Genomic DNA, 18,140 nt, shown 5'->3' with positions numbered 1-18,140 from the left:
CCGGGTTGGCCGTGAAGAATGGCCGCAGAAGCCGTGCTCATTTATTTTTCGAATCGGGCCGTGCGCCGGTTCGGGCTGCGATTTTCAAGTTCTGAATCAATCCAGTAGGCGATTAATTCATGCTCGGAGTAATTCAGTGCCCTCCTTTTCGGTGTTAGTTCCGTTCGTGCCGCGCCGACCAGAACAGTTAGCTACATATGCGGCGCTGGTGCACTGGACCCGGGCTTCCCGTCTGTGGCAGGGTCAGTCGTTGACGGTCGAGGCCCACCAGGGATTCGCACATGCGGCGGGGACGGGTTTCGGCGTGCCGACAGGGCTGGGCGTCAGCCTCATGCCATTACGCCATCCGTATGAAGCGGCCATGCAGGCCCGTTCGCTGGCGTTGGCGACCGGACATTCGGTCCTCGCCGGATTCGGCCCGGGTGGGCGTTCCCTGCAGAGTGCCATGCGCGGCTCGCCCTATGACAGTCCATTGACCGCCGCCGAAGAGTATGTCACCATCGTCCGCCGCCTGCTGCACGGCGAAGCGCTCGATTTCGTGGGCCAGTACTACCACTGCAAAGGTGCTCTCCCGCCCTCCCCGGCACCTGACATCCAGGTCGGACTGGGGGTTCTGCGGCCAGGCATGGCACGGCTCGCCGGCCGTCTGGCAGATGCCGCGATCACCTGGCTGACGCCTGCATCCTATCTGCGGGAAACCGTGATTCCTGCCCTGCGCGAAGGTGCCGAGGCCGCAGGCCGGCCCATTCCCAGACTGGTCGCGATGGTGCCAATGGCGCTGCCTGTTCCCGATCTGGACATGGCCGAAATCGCGCTGGCCAGCAACGGCCCGCACATGACCGCCCCGCACTACATCGACATGTTGGGGCGCGCCGGAATCGATGTCACCAGCAGCGACCCTCTGGTGAACGCCCGATCCCTGATCAAGGGGGGCGCATTCCTGGCCGGCGAAACCGACGAACTCGTGGGGCAGATCAAGGGTTTCTGGGATGTCGGCGTGGATGAAGTGGTAATTAATTTGACCGGCATTGCAAATATTCGCGGGCCGCAGGCGGCGATGCGCCAGGTCAAGACGATCACCACCGTGCTGAGCGCTTTGGAGGAAACGCGATGACCGAGGATATGTCGCACCTGATGGCTTGGGCCACCGGTAGGCCGGGCCCGGGCCGGGTTGTCGTCCTGGAGGACTCCTCCCATGTGCGTGAGGTGGAGGAGATGCTCGGTGCGGAGGCCGATGGCCCAAGTCATGTCATCTTCGCACCGGAAGGCCAGGCAGGGTCCCGCGGCAGAGTGGTCGGCTACGGCGGATCCTTCCGCGCATGCAATTCCGAAGCTTCCCTGGGCGAGGATTTCTATCTCCAGGTGCAGAATTACAGCATCAGCCAGTACGTGTCCGTGATGGGGCCAACGCTGGTCCGCATCGCCGACGATGCGGATTTCGAAGTGTGGCTGGCCGATGCCGACACCGCTCGCGAGAAGGGTGAATTCGCCGAGTTCCTGGCGAACCCGACGCTGCTGCTCGCAGATCTCCCGGGACTCGGAGCGCCGTTGGACGGGGCGGGCCCCCGGCATCGGCTCTACGTACGGACCGACGGCAAGGTGACGGTCTCGCCGTACGGTTCGGCGCTGGGCACGTTGGGTGTCGGCTTGAAGGACCTGGATGCCGCCTGGCAGCAGGCGAACGCCACCAGCGCGCATCCCTGTGCAGTCACACTCGCCACCGCGGTCCCCGAGACGCAGCGAGCTGCGGCGCTGGAGGCTCGCCCGTGGCTTGGCGAGTACGTCCTGGCGCTGGACGCGCTGCGGAACCTGCGAGCACGCGGCGTTCTGCGGCCGCGCGTCTCCGGCTTCGGCGGACGTCTGCGGCCGGAGACCTCGGTCGGCGATCACCCGCGGGCGCAGGCCCGGCACCTGGTGTTGTGGACCGATGAGTCGGCCTATCTCTACACCTCCGATGGGTCCCGGGTGTTCGAACTCAACCGTGCTGCGGGAGAACTGGCCGAGTTGCTCCTCTGCCAGGGATCGGTCGATGCGGCGGCTCAACACGCTCCAAGGCCTGCGCTCGTGCGGGTGCAGCAGTTCTTCGAGCGAGTGGGAGTGTCCCTGTGAACGCGCCTCTCGGAGCCGCCGTTCCCGGCCAGGCCGGTGCGCTGCTGGCCGAACTCGGTGACAGAGCCGAACTCCATGACCTGTACGACGAGGTGGGTGCACCGATCTACCACGCGATGGCAGGCAGCGAGACCATCGAAGTCCGCGAGCTGGTCGGGGAATTACGCTCGACACAGGGCGCCATTCTTGAACTGGCCGCCGGCTCGGGTCGACTGACGCTCCCTCTGCTCACCCTGGGACGCGACCTGGTCGCTCTTGAAAAGGCGCCGGGCATGATCCGGCTGTTGCAGGAGCGCCTCCAGAACCTGCCGGTCACGCGGCGCGACCGCTGCACCGTCGTCGCCGGTGACATGAGCGACTTCGATCTGGATCAGCCGTTCGGGGCGATCGTGCTGGGGGCCACGTCGATCTCGCTGCTGGACGCCACCGGCAGAACCGGCCTCTACCGATCCGTACGCCGTCACCTCGCGCCCGGCGGGAAGTTCCTGCTGACCGCGGTGAACGTGCCGGGCTTCGGAGACGCCACCACCGAACACACCCTGGACATCGACGCCCCCGACGGCACGCGGTACCGGATGTACGAGCACTGGACGAAGGGCGCCGACGTGCGCACGGTCACGATCTTTCCGCGTCCCCTCCGGCCGGCGGAGTCTCCGATCACCGTGTGCACCACGCAGATCGGAGTGTTTCCGATAGCGCAGCTGGAGGCGGAGATGAACGAGGCCGGCCTGGTTCTGACCGACCGGCAGCCCCTGCCTCCGACCGGCACCCACCACCATGACGTGCTGCTCGTGGCGGAGGTGGCAGCATGAGCGGTGTCCTGTGGCCCGCTCTGCTCGCTCCGAGTATGCACGGGCGTGACGACCTGTGTGCGGTCTCGGCCCAGGGAGTGCGGGTGCGTTTCGCGGACGGCCGCGAACTGCTCTGCGGGTCCAGTGGTTTGTGGAACACGGCCCTCGGATACGGCAATGAGGCGATCGCGGACGCCATCGCCCGGGCTGCGCGCGACGCGTCGTACCTGAGCGTGTTCCGCTACGAGAACTCCTATGCCCGCCGGGCCGCCCAGGCACTGGTCGAGCTGTGCGGCAGCGATCACTTCGGCCGGGTGCTGTTCTCCACCTCCGGCGGTGCGGCCAACGACCTGGCGATGAAACTCGCCCGCCAGGTGCACGCCGTGCGAGGCGAGGTGCAGCGCACCGTGGTAGTCGGTCTTCGGACGAGCTACCACGGCCTCACCTTCGGCGGCTTCGCGCTCTCCGGCGATGACATGGGGCAGCGGATGTACGGGGTGGACCAGCGGCTGATCCGCCACATCAGTCCCAACGCGGTCGACGAGCTGAACGCGCTGTTCGCCCGCCAGGGCGGGCAGATCGCCGCCGTGGTCGTCGAACCGGTGCTGGGCAACGGAGCGGTGCCGCTCGACGAGGAGTTCCTCGCGGAGCTGCTGCGGCTGCGCGGGGAGCACGGTTTCCTGCTCGTCGCCGACGAGGTCGCCACCGGATTCGCCCGTACCGGCCCCTACTTCGCCTCCAGCCGGTGGCCCGAGCAGCCGGACGTTCTGATCATGTCCAAGGCTCTGACCAACGGCACCTGCGCCGCTGCCGCAGTCGCGGTCTCCCGGGACATCGACAAGGCCTTCACCGATGCCGACACGGTGTTCGTCCACGCCGAGACCCAGGCCGGCACCTCGACGACCTGTGCGGCGATCCTGGCCACACTGGCGGAGATGCGGCGGCTGGACGTGGAGACGCTCAGCCACCACCTGTCCGCCCGTCTGGATGTGGAGCTGAAGTCCCTGAGTGACCGGCTGCCTCTGCTGACCGGCATCGACGGCGTCGGCTGCTTCCGCTCCCTTCGCTTCAGCACTCCTGACGGCAGGCCGCTGCCGAGGCAGAACGTGGCGGACCTGGTGGCAGCCGTCCGGGACGCCGGCGCCATCGTCCATCCCGGCCCGGAGGGCGTTCAGCTCATCCCCGCCCTCACCTACACCGACGACGATCTCGGCGAACTGCTGGACTGTGTCGCTCGTGGCGCCGAGGCGTTCTTCGCGGCCCCCGGCACGTCGGCGGAGGACGGGCGGTGACCAACGGATGGCAGCAGCCCACCCGGGTGTTGTACAGCGCCGCCGAGTTCACCTCCTGGGCGGCCCAACAGACACCGGAGATGTCCACCATCCTGCTCGTGGACTCCAGCCTCACTGACAGCGGGATCACCGCGCTGGTCGCCGCGGCACTTCCGGTCCACGAGGTCATCGCCCTCGACGGACCTGGCGATCTGGACTCCGTCGTCCGGCTCGCCGAACGCCTGCGACGCGGCCCCGGACGACTGGTCGCAGCCGTCGGCGGCGGGAGCCTCCTGGACCAGGCGAAGCTGGCGACCGTGCTGGCAGGCGATCCCGATGCGCTTCCCCGACTGACCACGCCGCAGCGCAGCGGGCTGCTCCTGCTGCCCTGGCAGCCCCAACGACGCCTTCCGCTGCTCGCCGTTCCCACCACCCTCGGCACCGGCTCCGAGGTCAGCCGCGTCGCCTGTCTGCACACTCCGCAGGGCAAGCGGCTGGTGGCAGGACGTTCGCTGATCCCTGAACTGGCCGTCCTCGATCCGCTGGCCACGGCCACGCTGCCGGCCGAACTCGTCGTCGAAGGGGTGCTGGAGGCGCTGTTCCGGGTGGCCGGGGTCTACGCGGGCGATCTGCGGGACCGTCCGGTCGAGGACGCCCTCGCCCTGACGGTCGCCACCCGACTCCTCGTCCTGGGCTACCAGGCCGTCAGCGACGGCGCGGACGACGAGGTACGCGGAGCAGTTGCCCGACTCAGCGCCCTCACGCACAGTGACTGCCTGCTCCTGGATCGCGAGCCGTTCGCCGTGCGGGGCTGGTACGTCGCCAACGAGTTGTCCACAGCTCTCGGCGTCCGCAAGATGACGGCCGTTGCAGCCCTGCTGCCGTCGCTGTTCGACCGCATTGCCGCAGGTGATCACCGGCTGGGCTCGGCCGAACGGCTCGAACGCCTGTGGAAGGGACTGTGTTCCGCCGCCCCCCGGCCGCTGCCCATCGAGCCGTCGGCCGGCATCGCCACCGTGCGGGAGCACTGGAGCGTCGAGCACCACCTGACGGCGCATCCCGCCGACCTGGACGCGATCGCGCGGCGCACGGTCCGCGCCTGGGGAGCAGGACTGCCTGCCTTGGGCGACCTGACGCTGGGCGACATCCGGGCAGTGCTCGGGGACGCCGTACGCACATCCGGGCCCAAGGCGCACTGAGCAGCCCGGAGCAGCGTTCCACCAAAGCTTCCGGTCCATGACTGCGTGCGGACGTGGACCGGACGACCCCGACCATCTCTGACTGTCGGAGAGGAGGAAACACAATGCAGGAGAACATCAACAGCTCGCTGGAGCTGGAGCTCGGCATGCAGGACCTGGAACTGGACATGCAGGAGCTCGAGGGCATGGACGTGCCCGACTTCTGGAGCACGTTCGCGGGCGTCAGCGCCGGCATCTCCGTGACGTCGCTCGTCTCGTACGTCGCGGCCTCGCTGGTATCCGTCACCTGAGGCCACCGGATACCCGGCTGATCGTCACCGAAGCATCCTCGTCCCGAGAGGAGGGAAACACGATGCAGGAGAACATCAACAGCTCGCTGGAGCTGGAGCTCGGCATGCAGGACCTGGAACTGGATATGCAGGAGCTCGAGGGCATGGACGTGCCCGACTTCTGGAGCACGTTCGCCGGTGTCAGCGCCGGCATCTCCGTGACGTCGCTCGTCTCGTACGTCGCGGCCTCGCTGGTATCCGTCACCTGATCTTGGCGAATATCTGACTCCAAGTCATATTCGCCCTGTAGTTTCGGAAAGGAGGAGAAGAGATGCGGAACACCAACGTTGCCTCCAGCGTGGAGCTGGAGGTGGGCATGCAGGAGCTGGAGCTCGACATGCAGGAGCTGGAGGGCCTGGAGGCCCCCGACTTCTGGGGCGGCTTCTCGGTCGGCGTCACGATCAGCGGCGTCGGCGTCGGCGCCTACGTGAGCCTGGCCGCCGCCAGCGTGGTCATCACCTGACGGCCCCGCTGCCGGAGGGTGCCGGGACGCAGCGGATCCGTCCCTGTGGCCCGGCACCTCCGGATCCGTTGCCGGACATGCGACGTCCCGCAACGGTCCGACCAGTCCGACACCCAAAGAACCATCAGAGAGGAGGGACCGCATGCAGACTACCAACGTTGCCTCCAGCCTGGAGCTGGAGGTGGGCATGCAGGAGTTGGAGCTCGACATGCAGGAGCTGGAGGGCCTGGAGGCCCCCGACTTCTGGGGCGGCTTCTCGGTCGGCGTCACGCTCAGTGGCATCGGCGTCGGCGCCTACGTGAGCCTGGCCGCCGCCAGCGTGGTCATCACCTGACAGCCCCGCTGCCGGAGGGTGCCGGGACACATCGGACCGCGTCCTGTGTCCCGGCGCCCTCCGGACCCGCTGCAGCCAGTTCCGGGGCAGCGGGCCATCCCCTGTGGGCATGCCCAAATAGGAAATGGAACGGAAATGAACCAGCGGAAACCCTCGACAGCCGTATTCATGGGCATCGGCCTCGTCTTCTACTGTGTCGCCATCCCCGCGGTGTTCAACAGCACCGAGGGCAGCACTCGGACCCTGGCTCTGGTCGCCATCACTGCGGTCTTCGTGATCGGTGAAGTACTCGGACTGGCCAAGGCGACGCGCGGCCGGGCACGCCGATGAGTGCCACCGACGCGGTTGTGGCGGTTGAGAACCTGGCCAAACGCTACGGCGAGGTGACGGCCGTCGAGGACCTGACCTTTCGTGTCCGACCCGGTCGCATCGTCGGCCTGTTGGGCCGCAACGGTGCAGGCAAGACCACGACCCTGCGAATGCTGCTCGGGCTGACCCGGCCCTCCTCCGGAACCGCTGCCGTTTTCGGTCGCCCCTATGCCGAACTGCCCCGTGCCTCGCACCGGGTGGGTGTCAGCATGGAGGGTGTCGGGCCCACACCCGGCACCTCCGGCCGGCGCGATCTGAAGATCTGGGCCAAGACGCTGGGGCTGCCGGCCGCCCGCGTGGACGAAGTGCTTCACGAGGTGGGGCTCGACGATGCGGCCGACCGCAAGGTCAAGGGCTACTCCCTCGGCATGCGCCAACGGCTCAACCTGGCCACCGCGCTCCTGGCCGATCCCGAGCTGCTGGTGCTGGACGAGCCGGCGAACGGCCTGGATCCCGACGGCATCCGCTGGCTGCGAACCACACTGCGGCGGCTGGCGGGAGAAGGCCGCACCATCCTGCTGTCCAGCCATCTGATGGCAGAGGTGGAACAGACCGTTGACGACATCGTCGTCATCCAGCAGACACTGCGGTACTGCGGCTCGCTCGACGAGCTCACCGGCGGCGGCACCCGGAGGCTCGAGGACTGTTTCTTCGAACTCGTCGGCGATCCCTCCAGGAGCCAGACCCATGCGTGATGCGTTCGTTGCCGAATGGATGAAGTCGTTCAGCGGCAAACTCTGGCTGATCATGGTTCTGGTCGGTTCCCTCTTCAGCGTCCTGGGTGCATACGGCTTCGCCACGGCGGGAGACAAGGCGCTGGCCGAGGGCAGGACCACCGAGGCGGCCGTCAGCCATGACCTGCTCCAAGCACCGCTTTCCATGCTGGTGTTCACCGCAGCGCTCGGCGCCGCACTTGTGACCCGAGAGTTCAGCGCGGGCAGCATCACCCGCTCCGTTCTGCTGGCAGGGGGCCGTGACCGCCTGTTCACGGCCAAGACGCTGGCCGTCGCCGCGCTCGGCGCGCTCTTCGGAACGGCGACCGTCGTGCTGAGCGCCGTCTGCGCGGTCGTCTTCATGTCCAGCAAGGGACATACCCTCGTCTGGGACCAGCAGAGTGTGCTGACGCTGATCGGCCTCTTCGTCTGCAGCATCGCGGCCTCCCTGTGGGGCGCGGCCATGGGGTGGGTGATCCGTCACCAGGTCGGCGCCATGATCCTCGTCCTGTTGCTGGGAACCACCCTGGAGCATCTGGTCATCACGATGGTGCCCGGGGTCGGCCGGTTCCTCTTCTTCGAGGCGATGAGCGGGCTGTCGCACGACACCACCGTCCACGGTCTCCTGCCGGCGCCGGCCGCCGGCGGTGTGATCCTGGCCTGGATCGTCGTGACCGTCCTGGTGGGGCGCCGGTTGTTCACCTCCCGTGATGTGACATGAGGGAGAGGTCTTGACCAGTGATACGGCTGTTGCGTCGCAAGAGAGCAGCGGCACCGACAGCGAGTACATCACCCACCCCCGGCGCTCGGACGGCGTTCTGGTCCATCCGCCGATCAGCACGGACGCGCCGTGGATCATCCAACGCGGCGAGCAGTACCTGCGGGTGGGCGCCGACCTGGCACGGCTCGTCGCGGCCGCCGACGGTACCAAGGGACACGAGGCACTGGCTGCCGCCCTCGGCGCCAACTGGACGGCCGCCGTGGTGGACACGGCTGTGCGCAAACTGGTCACGGCCAAGGTGTTCCACGACGGTGCCGCCACCAGGCGCAAACGGCCTCTGCGGGTCCCCCGCGTGAAGGTCGTACCGCCGTTGACCGTGCAGCTGACCGTTGCGCATCCGCAGCGGCTGCTTTCGCGCGCACTGCCTGCCATGGCCCTCCTGGGGCTGAAGCGGTGGGGCATCATCGGCGCGTTCCTCGCCGCCGGCGGCCTGTTGGCTCTTGCGGGGCTCGGCCCGGAACTGTCCGAGGTACTCGGACGGCCGCTGTCGCTGAACGTGTACGGCGGCGTCATCGTGGCCATGCTCGTCGCCAGCGCACTGCACGAGCTCGCCCACGGGGCGGTCCTCGCCTACTACGGCGGACGGCCGAGCCGCATGGGTGTCATGCTGTTCTACCTCTCGCCCGCCTTCTTCTGCGACGTCTCCGACGGCTGGCGGCTGTCCCGCAACGAGCAGCGTGTCCGGGTCTCGCTGGCCGGTATCGCCACCCAGTGGGTCATCGCCGGCTCCGCGGCGCTGGCCGCGCTCATCCCGTCCCGAGGCCCTTGGCAGGACGGTCTGCTGCTGTTCGCCGTGGCGTGCTACATCGCCGGAACGGTCAACCTGCTGCCGGTGGTCCGGTTGGACGGCTACCTGGCCCTGATGAGCCACCTGGACATCCCGCACCTGCGCAACTGGGCGATGGCCGACGCCCGCCACTGGATCGCACGAATCCTCTACGGCGGCCGCTACAAGCCGGAACTGCCGCAGCTGCAGTGGGCCATCGCTTTCGGCCTCGCCTGCATGGCCGCCCCCTTGTTCATCGTGATCCCGGCGATCGGCAACTTCGCCCCGCTCCTTCAACGAATGGGCGTTGTCGGCGCCGTTCTGATGGTGTGCGGACTGGGGTACCTGGTGTGGCTGCTGGTGCGCGGAGCCGCGCGCACGGCAGTCGAAGCCCGCGCGGCCGGCGCCTCCCGGTGGCGTATCGCCCTGTCGGTCACCCTGCTCACCGCTGCCATGGTCTGCGCGATGCTGTTCATCCGCATGCCCTACACGGTGGCCGGCGGCTATGTCGTTCGTGACGGCGGGCGAGTGGAAGTCCTTCTGCCGGCCTCGGTCGACCGCTCCGCAATCCGGCCGGGGACGGCCGTACGCCTTTACCGGGCCGGGTTGATGGGACAGACAGCGACCGGGGAGGCCGTCGTCACATCCGACCACGGCACAGCCACGACCGCACCCCTCTCAGCGTTCGCACCCGTGGCCAGTACCTCTCTGTCGCTGCCCGCCACCGGTTACACGCTTGCCGTCACGCAGCCTCCGTCCGACCGAACGGGTAATGCGCAACTCACTCTGGGAAGAGGGGCGTTGGTCGGCTGGCTGTACGACACCTATCTGGCGCCCTGCTGGCGCTGAGCCGCTCCATCACACGATCCGACCCTGGAAGCACACGGTGTTCCTTCGCTACCTGCAGTACTGCCAACCGGACAACCCCTATTTCGATCGCCCGTCGCAGGACCAGGTGACGGCTGACTACCCGGCAGCCCGTGAAACGCTTCCCGACGGCTGGACACGTGACCTCAACCCCCACTGGTCCTTCCACGTCCCCCACGGGTGCCAACTGCCGCTGCAGGGATGGAAGATCCATGTCTCGGCCGTACTGGACCGGGCCGAACCGGTCCTGGCAGTCGTCCGCAGCCACTGCGAGGCCAGGAGCATTCCGTTCAAGTTCATCCGCAGCCCGCACGTTCTCAAGAGCCGCAACAGCAAGTACGGCGACCGCAGCAGCAGTGGCAAGTTCATCACCGTCTACCCGCTCGACGAGCAGCAGTTCACGACCACTCTCATCGAACTCGGCGATCTGCTCGACGGTGAGCCGGGACCTTACATCCTCAGCGACCTGCGCTGGCGCAACGGTCCTCTGTACGTACGTTACGGCGGTTTCGTCCTGCGCTCCATCAGCGACGCACGCGGCAGGCAGATCCCCTGCATCGAGGATCCGAACGGCCGCCTGGTCCCCGACAGACGCGGCCCCGGCTTCCACCCGCCAGCCTGGGTGACCCTGCCCGAAATTCTCGACGAAGCCGTGGTCGCCCGCAGCGCCGGCACCACCCGCGCCCTGCCCTTCACCGTGCGCAAGGCCCTGCACTTCTCCAACGGCGGTGGAGTGTACGAAGCGACGGAACTGGCGACCGGCCGTACCGTCATCGTCAAGGAAGCCCGGCCCCTCGCCGGCCTGGATGCCGAGGGGACGGACGCGGTCACCCGCCTGGAGCAGGAGCGCTGGGCACTGCAGACGCTGGCCGGCATCCCGGCCGTCCCGGAACTGATCGACTACCGCAAGGGCCACGAGCACTACTACCTCATGCGTGAACTCGTCGACGGAGCCCCGCTGAGTCGCGGTGGCGGCGGCCCGGCCAATCCATGGGTGGAGGGCATGCCGGACCAGGAGACCGGTCCCTACACCACCTGGGCGCTCGACATCCTCGCGCAGACGCAACGGACCATCGATGCCATGCACAACCGAGGTGTGGTGTTCGGCGACCTGCACCCGGGGAACGTCCTCGTCCGGCCCGACGGCACCATCGCGTTCATCGACCTGGAAACCGCGACTCCAATCACGGCCGCGTCGCCCCAGGTCATCGGCGCCCCCGGCTTCCGTGCCCCGAACCACTACCGCGGCGCGGCACTGGACCGCTACGCCCTGGGCTGCCTCCGAATAGCCCTCTTCGCGCCGATGACCACCCTGCTCGACCACGCACCGCAGAAGCTGGACCAGCTCCTCGCCCTGATCACAGCCCGGTTCCCGGTCCCCGACGACTTCGCGCACCAGGTCCGCCGCGATCTCGGCTTCGGTCAGGAAGCCGGACCGCACGGTACGGAGCGGGCGCTGCCGGCATTCCCGGTACTCTCGGAGCTCTCCCCGGAGACCTGGCCCACGCTACGGGGCACGATCACTGACAGCATCCTGGGCAGTGCGACCCCCGACCGCATCGACCGGCTCTTCCCCGGGGACATCGAGCAGTTCACCACCCCGGGCGGCGGAGCAGCCTTCGCCTACGGTGCGGCCGGAGTGCTGTGGGCCCTGGCCGAGACCGGAGCCGACATCCCGGATGCCCACATCCGCTGGCTGGACAACGCCGCACACGCCCTGGCCGAACCACGCCCCGGCTTCTACGACGGCCTCACGGGCATCGCGTTCGCCCTGCACCGGCTCGGCCGCACCGACCACGCCCGGGAACTCCTGGACCGCGCGATCGGGTCCGCGCCGGACGACCTGGACGACACCCTGTTCTCCGGACGGCCCGGCATCGGACTGGCCCTCCTGCACGTCGCCGAGTGCACCGGCGCGAAGGAACTGCTGGTCCACGCCCAGGCCCTCGGCGAGCAGATGGCCGAGAGTACCGGAACACTGCCGCCCGGGCTGCTGCACGGACGTTCAGGTGGCGCACTCTTCCTGCTGCGCCTGGCCGAGGCGACCGGCGACCGTTCCCTGCTGCCGGCCGCCGCCGACGCCCTCCGCCACGACTTCGCCGAACTGGGCCTCGCGGCAGGCGAACCCGATGAACGGCCCAAGGCGCGGTGGCGCATCCCGTACCTGCGCGCCGGCAGCGCAGGCCCGGCTGTCGTAGCGGCACAGCTGCTGCCACACCTGTCCGATCCGGACCCCCATCTCGCGCAGGCGCTGGAACACAGCCACTCCGCCCTGACCAGGGAGTTCCACCCCCGGGTCGGCCTGTTCACCGGCCGGGCCGGCGTCGTGGCGGCCCTGCGGCAGCTGTGCCGCGGCACGGCGGAGGACACCGAGGCCATGCGCCGCCACCTCGCCGCCTTCGACTGGCACGCCGTGCGAACCGGGCCGCACACGGCCTTCCTCGGAGAACATTCCCTTCGTCTCTCCACCGACTTCGGCACCGGATCCGCCGGAGTGCTCCTGGCCCTCGACGCCGCGCTGGGCGACGGGACCGCCACCCTGCCGTTCCTGGGGAACGATCGAGTGGTCCCGGCGGGCCGTCGATGAACCGCGCCCACCGGAAGCCGACGTTCTCCGTCATCTGCCCGACCTACAACCGCTCCCGAGCCATCACGGACACGATCGCCTCCGTGCAGCGCCAGACCTTCCCCGACTGGGAGCTGCTGGTGGTCTCCGACGCCAGCAGCGACGACACCGACACGTGGGTGACGCGCTGCGCCGCGGACGACCCCAGGATCCGCCTCATCCGTACCCGGCGGCACGGCCATCCGAGCGGTCCGCGCAACACGGGAGCGGCTGCCGCCGAGGGCGCCTGCATCGCCTACCTGGACCACGACGACCAGTGGCGTGATGATCACCTGGAGGTGCTGCTCAGCGCATTCACCGACGGAGCCGAACTCGTCGCCACCGGCTGCGTCCGCCTCGACCGCGCCGGCCGGGAGACCTCCCGGACCGACGTCACGGCCCTGTGCTGGCATCCAGAGACCCAGCTTCTCAGCGCGATGTTCGAACCGTCCCGAGTCGCCCACCGCCGCGCGCTCCTCGACCAGGTCGGCGGCTGGCGCGACGGCCACGGCCTCGAGGACTGGGATCTGTGGCTGCGACTCAGCGACGCCGGACACCGCTTCACCACCATGCCCGACCGTACCGCTTCGCTTCTCGACGACGTCGGCACCCGCCGCTACCGCATGCTGCGCAGACGGCGCCTCACACTGGCGGCCTTCGAGGTGCCTCAGCACGCTCAGGCCCTCCAGCAGGAACTGCAGCGAAGGACGCACGTCATGGCCTTCCGGGCCGCACGCCTCGCCGACACCCTCGAGTGGTACGACCGCATGGAGGCCACCGGCGGACTCGTCGTGCCGCGCGGCTTCGCCGGATCCCTGGCCGCGCAGATCACCCGGGAGAGCAGCAGCGAAGAAGGTCGCACCGTCGACCTCTCCCGGCCTGATCTGGTGGTGACGCACCGCGAAGGACTCTTCGAGGTCTCCCAGGTGCTCTGGTGCACCACGGAGGAACACGCCGACCGCATCAGCCGATTGGTCCGTGTCGTCCAGGCTCGCCAGTTCGCTCTCATCGATCAACTGGCGCAAGAGGTTACCTCCCGCCACGTCGACGGGGTCGGCTCGTCCGTGCCGAAGCAGAGGCACCGTGGGGCTGGGGACCGGCCCCATGACCTCACGAACGGTTGACCTGGCCGCGCCGACACCTGCGAAGGACTTCACGTACGTGTCCCAACCAGGGTTCGGTTGCGGCCAGTTCCACTCGTATGGATTCGCACCCACGAGCTACCAAGAGGCCCTGCCTTCATGACCGGAAGCGGAGCGTGGCCCGCACGGGCAAGGCGTCGTCGGGCTTCGGCTGCGCTGCTCGCGTACACCTCCACGGTCACGATGGTTGCCCGAGCCGAGCCGGCGGGCGAGAAGAGCGGCGTTCCGGCCCGGGAGCGACAGGAAGCCGCCCGCACCGACCACCACGGGCAGCCGCCGAAGCCTGAGAGTCGTCCTCGCTTCGCGGGCTGTCGTATGTAGGAGACTGCTCCCACATGGTCGAGACTGGACGCCCGGTAGCGGGCCCAGCGATGAGAGGTGTCATATGCCCAGCGTGGTGAAGATCAATGTGCTGACCGTGCCCGAGGAGATGCGGGATACGCTGGAGAAGCGGTTCGCCTCGCGGGCCGGTGCGGTGGAGAACTCGGACGGCTTCGAGTGGTTCGAGCTGCTGCGTCCGGTCGAGGGGACCGACAAGTACCTCGTCTACACGCGCTGGGAGAGCGAGGAGCACTTCAAGGCGTGGATGGAGGGGCCGATGCAGGCGGCGCACCGCCAGGGGCCGGCGGCGGAGGGCGGCGAGGCGCCCAAGCGCCCGGCGGCGAGCGACTCCACGCTGTGGTCCTTCGAGGTCGTGCAGTCGGCCGGGCCGAAGAAGTAGTCCCATCGGCCCGCACTCTTGGCAGCGGGCGAGGAATGCGGGGAACTGCGCGAGAAGCCGGGCGACTTGAGGGTGGCCCCTCGTGCGGTTCCCCGCGCCTGTCAGGAGGGTTCAGGGTCGGAAGTCGGCCGTGGCCGTGAAGGCGGCGCGGCGGCCGGCCCGGCGCAGGGCGCGGAGGACCGGGCCGCCGACGGTGAGGCAGAGGACGGCGGTCAGGGCGGCGCGGGGGAGGTCCCAACCGAGGGACGTGGTGAGGCAGTAGGTGATGAAGCGGGGCAGGTTGGCGCTGAGCGGGTCGCCGGGGACGAAGGCGATCGAGCTGCTCAGACCGCCGATGTACGGCCAGCCCTGGAGGTTCATCACGGTCCCGTACGCGACGGCGGCCAGGCTGCCGTAACCGGCGAGCAGTGCGCGTTCGCGGACTCCCCGCAGTGAGGCCGCCCCTGGCAGCAGGCCGGCGCCGAGGCAGACCCAGCCCATGCTGAGCATCTGGAACGGCAGCCAGGGCCCGACCCCGGCGGTGAGCAGGGCGGAGGCGAACATCGAGACCGAGCCGAGGACGAAGCCGAAACCCGGCCCGAGCACCCGGCCGGCCAGCACCATCAGGAAGAACATCGGCTCCAGCCCGGCCGTCCCCGCACCGAGCGGCCGCAGCGCCGCGCCCGCGGCGGCCAGCACGCCGAGCAGGGCCACCGCCTTGGCGTCCAAGCCGCGCTCGCCGCCGCCCGCCGAGCGGCCCTCGGAGATCTGCGCGATCACCACGGCCAGCAGCAGCGGCATCAGCATGGCGAACAGCCAGGGCGCGTCGGCAGAGTGGCCGACCAGTGCGGAGGAGCGGTCGGCGAGCAGCGGCCAGCCGAAGGCGGCAACGCCGATGGCGGAGATCAGGACGAGCAGGGCGATCGACCGCCGTCCGAGCGGGACCGGCCGGGCGAGCGCTTCCGGGGTGCTCACCGCGCCTCCTCGGCGGCGAGCGCCTCGACCACCTGGGGGACGGTCAGCCAGGGGCCGGGGGAGAGGATTTTCGCGACCTGGGGGGCGAACGCGGGTGAGGAGACCACGATTTCGGGGGTCGGTCCGTCCGCGACGATCTCGCCCTCGGCCAGGATGACCGTGCGGTGGGCGAGTTCGGCGGCGAGTTCGACGTCATGGGTGGCGAGCAGCACGGCGTGCGACTCGGCGGCGAGGTCGCGCAGGATCTCGACCAGGCGCGCCTTGGCGGCGTAGTCGAGGCCGCGGGTCGGCTCGTCCAGCAGGATCACGCCGGGCCGGGCGGTGAGCACCACGGCGAGCGCGAGGCTCAGCCGCTGGCCCTCGGAGAGGTCCCGGGGGTGGGTGGCGTCGTCGATGCCGGGGAGCAGACGGGCCACCAGGGCACGGCACGTGCCGGGCTCAGCGGCCGAGTCCCGGTCGGCGGCGGCGCACTCGGCGGCGACCGTCTCCGCGTACAGCAGGTCGCGCGGGTCCTGCGGGACCAGGCCGACCTGGCGGATCAGCTCCTTGGGCCGGGTCTGGTGCGGGATCAGGCCGCCGACCCGGACCGAGCCGGCGGTAGGGCGGTGCAGTCCGACCAGGGAGCCGAGCAGGGTGGACTTCCCGGCGCCGTTGCGCCCCATGAGGGCGGTGATCTCGCCCGGGTGCAGGTCGAGCCGGACCCCGCGCAGTGCGGGCACCGGTCCACGCTGGACGGCGAGGCGGTCCACGGTGGCGGTGGCCCGCGCAGGCGCTGGGACGGTGGCGGGCGCGGGCGTGCGGCCGTCCAGGCGGGCGCGCAGCGGTGCGGCCCTGCGCCGGGCGTCGCGGACCGAGAGTGGCAGCGGTGACCAGCCGACGGCGCGGCCGAGTGCCACCACTGGCGGGTGGACGGGGGAGTGGGCCATCACCTCGGCCGCCTCTCCCAGCACCGGCGTCTGACCGCGCCCGGGGAGCAGCAGCACCTGGTCCGCGTACTGGACGACCCGCTCCAGGCGGTGCTCGGCCATCAGCACGGTGGTGCCGAGGTCGTGGACCAGCCGCTGGAGCACCGCCAGCACCTCCTCCGCCGCGCCGGGGTCGAGTGCGGAGGTGGGTTCGTCCAGGACCAGCACCTTGGGGTGGGTGGTGAGCACCGAGCCGATCGCGACCCGCTGCTGCTGGCCGCCGGAGAGGGCGGTGAGCGCGCGGCCGCGGAGCTCGGCCAGGCCCAGCAGGTCCAGGGTCTCCTCGACCCGGCGGCGCATCACGTCGGGGGCGAGGCCCAGCGACTCCATGCCGTAGGCGAGTTCGTCCTCGACGGTGTCGGTGACGAAGTGGGCGAGCGGGTCCTGGCCCACCGTGCCGACCACGTCGGCCAGTTCGCGCGGCCGGTGGGTGCGGGTGTCGCGGCCGTTCACGGTGACCCGGCCGTGCAGCACCCCGCCGGTGAAGTGCGGGACCAGTCCGCTGACGGTGCCCAACAGGGTGGACTTCCCGGCGCCGGACGGGCCGACCAGCAGACAGAGTTCGCCCTCGGGGATGGTCAGGTCGACGCCGTGCAACGCCGGTTCGGCCGACTCGTGGTACTGGACCGAGACCTGCTCGAAGGTGATCACGAGGAACTCCGGGGCGGGGTAGGGGCGGTGGCGGCGGGCAGCAGGCCGACCAGTACGGCGAGGGCGGGCAGCAGCGGCAGCCCGGGCGAGGTGAGCGGGATCAGCGACGGCGTGAGGGCGGCCGGGTCACGGCTCGCCAGCCACACCATCAGCCCGGCGGCGGCCACGCCAGAGCCGGCGACCGACCACTCGCGCGCGGTCCAGGGGTCGGGGCGGTACCGGGTCCGTACGGCACGTCTGCTGCCGAGCAGCAGACCGCCGGCCGCCGAGGCGAGGCCGAGCAGCAGCAGCGGCAGGGCCCAGCCCGCACCGTCCGCCGAGAGCAGCCCGTACGCGGCGACGCACACGCCGAGCAGTCCGAGCAGGGTGAGTGCGGCGGTGGTCCGGGCGACCCGGGGCGGCACGGCGGCGGTGCGGCCGAAGCCCCGGGTGTCCATTGCGGCGGCCAGGCCCACGGAGCGCTCCAACGCGCTCTCCAGCACCGGCAGTCCGACGCCGAGGACCGCGCGGATGCCCCGGTCGGAGCCGCCGCGCAGCCGGCGGGCGGCCCGCAGCCGCTGGACGTCGGCGACCAGGTTGGGCGCGAAGGTCATCGCCACCACCACGGCCACCCCGGCCTCGTAGAGCGCGCCGGGCAGGGCGCGCAGCAGCCGGGCCGGGCTGGCGAGCGCGTTCGCGGCACCGACGCAGACCAGCAGGGTGGCCAGCCGCAGGCTGTCGTACAGCGCGAAGAGCAGGCCCTCCGCCGTCACCCGGCCGCCGATCCGCACTCCCTGCGCCCAGTGCGGAAGCGGGAGTTGGGGCAGGGTGACCAGGACGTGGGTGCCCGGGACGGGCGAGCCGAGGAAGACCGCGAAGACCATCCGCATGCCGAGCACCAGCAGCCCGAGCCGCAGGAACGTCCCGTACGAGCGCGCCCAGGGCGCGTCCCCGCGCCGGGCGGCGACCACGTACCCGGCGACGGCGACGATCAGCAGGAGCAGCAGCGGGTTGGTGGTCCGGGAGGCCGTCGCGCCCAGGCCGAGCGCCCAGAGCCACCAGGCGCCGGGGTGCAGCTGGCGGGGGCCGGTGGCAGGGCGTGGGGTGCGGGACTTGGGCACAGCGGGAGTT

Annotated in this window: 19 protein-coding genes; 16 read left to right on the top strand and 3 right to left on the bottom strand. The window is 69.9% G+C overall.

Annotated features, from left to right (window positions below; all coding sequences use genetic code 11):
- Positions 1 to 250 precede the first annotated feature (250 nt).
- The 16 genes from ABD369_RS01360 to ABD369_RS01285 all read left to right on the top strand — a co-directional run bounded on the left by ABD369_RS01360 (position 251) and on the right by ABD369_RS01285 (position 14,460).
- Positions 251 to 1,114, top strand: a complete 864-nt coding sequence (locus ABD369_RS01360; protein ID WP_344634274.1) for an LLM class flavin-dependent oxidoreductase — start codon at positions 251 to 253, stop codon at positions 1,112 to 1,114.
- A complete protein-coding gene (mpaB, locus tag ABD369_RS01355) occupies positions 1,111 to 2,109 on the top strand; it encodes a daptide biosynthesis RiPP recognition protein (RefSeq protein ID WP_344634273.1) in 999 nt (332 codons plus the stop codon). The genes ABD369_RS01360 and mpaB overlap by 4 nt, the downstream gene beginning before the upstream one ends.
- Positions 2,106 to 2,921 carry a daptide-type RiPP biosynthesis methyltransferase gene (gene mpaM / locus ABD369_RS01350; RefSeq protein ID WP_344634272.1) on the top strand — a complete coding sequence of 272 codons (816 nt, stop codon included), beginning with the start codon at positions 2,106 to 2,108 and terminating at the stop codon, positions 2,919 to 2,921. The genes mpaB and mpaM overlap by 4 nt, the downstream gene beginning before the upstream one ends.
- Positions 2,918 to 4,192 (top strand): daptide-type RiPP biosynthesis aminotransferase, encoded by a 1,275-nt coding sequence (gene mpaD, locus ABD369_RS01345; RefSeq protein WP_344634271.1) that lies wholly within the window; start codon positions 2,918 to 2,920, stop codon positions 4,190 to 4,192. Before mpaM ends, mpaD begins: the two co-directional genes overlap by 4 nt.
- Positions 4,189 to 5,370, top strand: coding sequence for a daptide-type RiPP biosynthesis dehydogenase (gene mpaC, locus ABD369_RS01340; protein WP_344634270.1), 1,182 nt, complete (start codon positions 4,189 to 4,191; stop codon positions 5,368 to 5,370). The genes mpaD and mpaC overlap by 4 nt, the downstream gene beginning before the upstream one ends.
- A gap of 104 nt (positions 5,371 to 5,474) precedes the next feature.
- Positions 5,475 to 5,660, top strand: coding sequence for a daptide-type RiPP (locus tag ABD369_RS01335; protein ID WP_344634269.1), 186 nt, complete (start codon positions 5,475 to 5,477; stop codon positions 5,658 to 5,660).
- Positions 5,661 to 5,722: 62 nt separating this feature from the next.
- Positions 5,723 to 5,908: a daptide-type RiPP gene (locus ABD369_RS01330; protein WP_344634269.1), complete on the top strand. Its 186-nt coding sequence runs from the start codon at positions 5,723 to 5,725 to the stop codon at positions 5,906 to 5,908.
- Between the two features lie 62 nt (positions 5,909 to 5,970).
- Complete coding sequence (locus ABD369_RS01325; RefSeq protein WP_344634268.1) at positions 5,971 to 6,162, top strand: daptide-type RiPP; 192 nt, start codon at positions 5,971 to 5,973, stop codon at positions 6,160 to 6,162.
- A 142-nt stretch (positions 6,163 to 6,304) separates the two neighbouring features.
- On the top strand, positions 6,305 to 6,496 hold the full coding sequence (locus tag ABD369_RS01320) for a daptide-type RiPP (RefSeq protein WP_344634267.1): 192 nt from the start codon (positions 6,305 to 6,307) through the stop codon (positions 6,494 to 6,496).
- Between the two features lie 135 nt (positions 6,497 to 6,631).
- Entirely contained in the window at positions 6,632 to 6,826 is a 195-nt protein-coding gene (locus tag ABD369_RS01315) for a hypothetical protein (protein ID WP_344634266.1), read from the top strand.
- Positions 6,823 to 7,560 carry an ABC transporter ATP-binding protein gene (locus tag ABD369_RS01310; protein WP_344634265.1) on the top strand — a complete coding sequence of 246 codons (738 nt, stop codon included), beginning with the start codon at positions 6,823 to 6,825 and terminating at the stop codon, positions 7,558 to 7,560. The genes ABD369_RS01315 and ABD369_RS01310 overlap by 4 nt, the downstream gene beginning before the upstream one ends.
- Entirely contained in the window at positions 7,553 to 8,299 is a 747-nt protein-coding gene (locus ABD369_RS01305; RefSeq protein WP_344634264.1) for an ABC transporter permease, read from the top strand. Before ABD369_RS01310 ends, ABD369_RS01305 begins: the two co-directional genes overlap by 8 nt.
- Before the next feature lie 10 nt (positions 8,300 to 8,309).
- Positions 8,310 to 9,974, top strand: a complete 1,665-nt coding sequence (gene mpaP / locus ABD369_RS01300) for a daptide biosynthesis intramembrane metalloprotease (protein WP_344634263.1) — start codon at positions 8,310 to 8,312, stop codon at positions 9,972 to 9,974.
- A gap of 37 nt (positions 9,975 to 10,011) precedes the next feature.
- A complete protein-coding gene (gene lanKC, locus ABD369_RS01295; RefSeq protein ID WP_344634262.1) occupies positions 10,012 to 12,579 on the top strand; it encodes a class III lanthionine synthetase LanKC in 2,568 nt (855 codons plus the stop codon).
- Entirely contained in the window at positions 12,576 to 13,721 is a 1,146-nt protein-coding gene (locus ABD369_RS01290; RefSeq protein WP_344634261.1) for a glycosyltransferase family 2 protein, read from the top strand. Before lanKC ends, ABD369_RS01290 begins: the two co-directional genes overlap by 4 nt.
- Before the next feature lie 403 nt (positions 13,722 to 14,124).
- Positions 14,125 to 14,460 carry an antibiotic biosynthesis monooxygenase family protein gene (locus ABD369_RS01285; RefSeq protein ID WP_344634260.1) on the top strand — a complete coding sequence of 112 codons (336 nt, stop codon included), beginning with the start codon at positions 14,125 to 14,127 and terminating at the stop codon, positions 14,458 to 14,460.
- Between the two features lie 111 nt (positions 14,461 to 14,571).
- Here the strand turns inward: ABD369_RS01285 and ABD369_RS01280 are convergent, their stop codons facing one another.
- The 3 genes from ABD369_RS01280 to ABD369_RS01270 are packed head-to-tail and all read right to left on the bottom strand — an operon-like array spanning position 14,572 to position 18,130.
- A complete protein-coding gene (locus ABD369_RS01280) occupies positions 14,572 to 15,414 on the bottom strand; it encodes an ECF transporter S component (protein ID WP_344634259.1) in 843 nt (280 codons plus the stop codon).
- Positions 15,411 to 17,030 (bottom strand): ABC transporter ATP-binding protein, encoded by a 1,620-nt coding sequence (locus tag ABD369_RS01275; RefSeq protein WP_344634258.1) that lies wholly within the window; start codon positions 17,028 to 17,030, stop codon positions 15,411 to 15,413. Before ABD369_RS01275 ends, ABD369_RS01280 begins: the two co-directional genes overlap by 4 nt.
- Entirely contained in the window at positions 17,027 to 18,130 is a 1,104-nt protein-coding gene (locus ABD369_RS01270; RefSeq protein WP_344634257.1) for a CbiQ family ECF transporter T component, read from the bottom strand. The genes ABD369_RS01275 and ABD369_RS01270 overlap by 4 nt, the downstream gene beginning before the upstream one ends.
- Between the last annotated feature and the right edge of the window lie 10 nt (positions 18,131 to 18,140).

The organism is Kitasatospora cystarginea (assembly GCF_039533515.1).
Lineage (GTDB): Bacteria > Actinomycetota > Actinomycetes > Streptomycetales > Streptomycetaceae > Kitasatospora > Kitasatospora cystarginea.
The sequence above is the reverse complement of the archived record's forward strand: the minus strand, read 5'-3'. Positions and strand labels throughout refer to the sequence as shown.